This is a genomic window from Roseovarius halophilus (ex Wu et al. 2025) (assembly GCF_047086965.1).
In genome coordinates this window covers 1-3,344 of the sequence record NZ_JBKOTX010000357.1, presented here as the reverse complement: position 1 = coordinate 3,344, position 3,344 = coordinate 1, and the positions used below count along the sequence as shown (strand labels likewise).

The following is a 3,344-nucleotide window of genomic DNA, read 5'->3' as shown; positions in this document are numbered from 1 at the left end:
CGAGGGCATGGGCGCGCGCCGCGTCACCCTGACGCTCTATCGCACTGATGGCGAGGTCGCGGCCCTGTCCGTGGCCACCGCGCGGGCCAGCCGCGCGGCCGACCACCTGCTGCGGCTTTTCGAGGGGCGGCTGGAGCGGCTCGACCCCGGCTTCGGCTTCGATCTGGTCACCCTGGCGGCCAGCGTGGTCGAGCAGCTGGACATGGTCCAGACCCGCATCGACGGCCATGTCGACCAGGACACCGAACTGGCGCGGCTGATCGACCGGCTCTCGGCGCGCTTCGGCGCCGAGCGCATCACCCGCCCCGCCCCCAAGGACAGCCTTATCCCCGAGCGCCGCGAGCGCTGGCAATCGGCCATGGTGCCCGCCGCCGAAGCGCTGGCGCCCCCGCGCAGCCCGCGCCCGCTGCGCCTGCTGGACCCGCCCGAGGAAATCCGCGTGCTCTATGCCGTGCCGGACGGCCCGCCCGTGCAATTCGTCTGGCGGCGGCTGACCCACAAGATCACGCGGTTTGCCGGGCCGGAACGGATCGCGCCGGAGTGGTGGGCCGATCGCCCCACCGCCCGGCTGCGCGATTACTACCGGATCGAGACCCAGCACGGGCGCCGCTACTGGCTGTTCCGCGAGGGACTGGCGGACGATGGCCGTGGCGGTGCGCCGCGCTGGTTCCTGCATGGGGTCTTCGCATGAGATGCCGCGCCATATCGGGGGTTCTGCCCCCGTCGGCCATAGGCCGACTCCTCCGCGGTATTTTCGACCCAAAGAAACGGGGCGCGCGGGATGCCTGAAAACGATCATCAGCATAAGCGCCGCACCCTGCCCGAGGGGGGCAATTTCACCGAGACCCCGCCCGCGCCCTTTGTCGAACTGGGGGTGGCCAGCTGCTTTTCCTTCCTGCGCGGGGCGTCCGACGCGGTGGATCTGGTGCAGGAGGCCCGGGCAAAGGGGCATCATGCGCTGGGGGTCACGGACCTGAACACCTTCGCCGGGGTGGTGCGGCTGCACGTAGAGGCGAAAAAGGCCCGGCTGCGCCCGCTGATCGGGGTGCGGCTGGCACTGGTCAGCGGCGAGGCCTTCCTGGCCTATCCGACGGACCGTGCCGCCTATGGCCGCCTGTCGCGGTTGCTGTCGAAGGGCAAGATGCAGGACACCGAGGGCCGCTGGCAGGCCAAGGGCGCCTGCGACATCACCCTGGCCGACCTTGCCGCGCATTGCGACGGCGTGATCCTGATCGCCGTGCCGCCCGAGAACCTCGACGGGTTTGCCCGCGCCCTGCCGGGCCTGAAACGGCGGTTGCCGGGGCTGGCCTACCTGGCGGCCTCTTACCTGTATCGCGGCGACGACCGGGCGCGGATCAACCGGCTGGACCGGATCGCGGGGCAGCACGGGCTGCGCCTGCTGGCCACCAACGACGTGCACTACCACGCAGCCAATCGCCGCCCGCTGCAGGACGTCATGACCTGCATCCGCGAAAAGACCACGCTGGCCCGTGCCGGGGCGCTGCTGCATCCCAATGCCGAACGGCACCTGAAATCCCCCGCCGAGATGGCACGCCTGTTCCGCGAATGGCCCCATGCCATCGCCGCCACCCGCGCCGTGGCCGATGCGATTTCCTTCGATCTGGGCCAGCTGGCCTATGAGTATCCACGCGAGGTCATCCCCGCCGAGACGACGCCCCAGGCCTATCTCGAAGACCTGACCTGGGCGGGCGCGGCGCGACGCTATCCGGACGGGGTGCCCGTGGCGACCCGCGCCACCCTGGAAAAGGAACTGGCGCTGATCGGCAAGCTGGACATCGCGCGCTATTTCCTGACCATCCATGACATTATCAACTTCGCACGCCAAGGCGTTGAAAAGCCAATTCTTTGCCAGGGTCGCGGATCGGCCGCGAATTCCGCTGTCTGCTATGTGCTGGGCATCACGGCGGTGGACCCGGCCCGGCACCAGCTTCTGTTCGAACGCTTCATCTCGGAAGAACGCAAGGAGCCGCCCGATATCGACGTGGATTTCGAACACGAGCGCCGCGAGGAGGTGATCCAGCACATCTATGACAAGTATGGCCGCGACCGCGCCGGGCTCTGTGCGACCGTGATCCATTACCGCCCGCGCTCGGCCGTGCGCGAGGTGGGCAAGGTCATGGGCCTGTCCGAGGATATCACCGCCGCCCTGGCCAAGACGATCTGGGGCAGCTGGGGCAAGGACGTGGGCGCCGATCACCTGGCCGAGGCCGGGCTGGACCCTGCCGACCCGCTGATCCGGCGCACGGTTCTGCTGGCGCAGCAGCTGGTGGGCATGCCGCGCCACCTGTCCCAGCACGTGGGCGGCTTCGTGCTGACCGACGGGCCGCTGGTGGAGACCGTGCCCATCGGCAACGGCGCCATGGCGGACCGCTCCTTCATCGAGTGGGACAAGGACGATATCGACGCGCTGGGAATCCTCAAGGTGGATATCCTGGCCCTGGGGATGCTGACCTGCATCCGCAAGTGTTTCGACCTGATTTCAGCGCACTACGGGCAGGACTTCACCCTTGCGGATGTGCCGCAGGACGACCCGCGCGTCTATGACATGCTGTGCCGCGGCGATTCCATCGGCGTCTTCCAGGTGGAAAGCCGGGCGCAGATGAACATGCTGCCGCGCCTGCGCCCGCGCGCATTCTACGACCTGGTGATCGAGGTTGCCATCGTCCGCCCCGGCCCGATCCAGGGCGACATGGTCCACCCCTACCTGCGGCGCCGCAACGGCGAGGAAGAGGTCAGTTATCCCGCCCCCGGCGCGCCCCATGACCCGGCGGAACTCAAGCATATCCTGGGCCGTACCCTGGGCGTGCCGATCTTCCAGGAACAGGCCATGAAGATCGCGATCGAGGCGGCGGAGTTCTCGCCCGCCGAGGCGAACGAGCTGCGCAAGGCCCTGGCGACCTTCCGCGCGCGCGGCAGCATCGACACCCTGCAGGACAAGATGATCGGGCGCATGGTCGCGCGCGGCTACGAAGAGGATTTCGCCCGGCGCTGCTTCGACCAGATCAAGGGCTTCGGCGAATACGGATTTCCTGAAAGCCATGCCGCCAGTTTCGCCCTGCTGGTCTATGTCTCGAGTTGGCTGAAATGCCATTACCCGGCGGCCTTTGCCGCCGCGCTGCTCAATTCCCAGCCCATGGGCTTCTACGCCCCGGCCCAGATCGTGCGCGATGCCCGCGACCATGGCGTGACCGTGCGCCCCCCGGATGTGAATTTTTCCCAATGGGACAATACCCTGGAACCCGATGCTGACGGCATGGCCCTGCGCCTGGGCCTGCGCCAGATCAGCGGGCTGCGCGCCGGGGCGGCGGCGCGGCTGCTGGCCG

Annotated in this window: 1 protein-coding gene and 1 pseudogene; both read left to right on the top strand. The window is 68.5% G+C overall.

The annotated features are described in order from the left end of the window. Positions 1–691 (top strand): annotated as a pseudogene (locus tag ACH107_RS31310) (DNA polymerase Y family protein); the annotation flags it as partial. Positions 692–781: 90 nt separating this feature from the next. Next, the coding region (locus tag ACH107_RS31305; protein ID WP_412509561.1) for an error-prone DNA polymerase at positions 782–3,344 on the top strand (2,563 nt) is incomplete at its 3' end.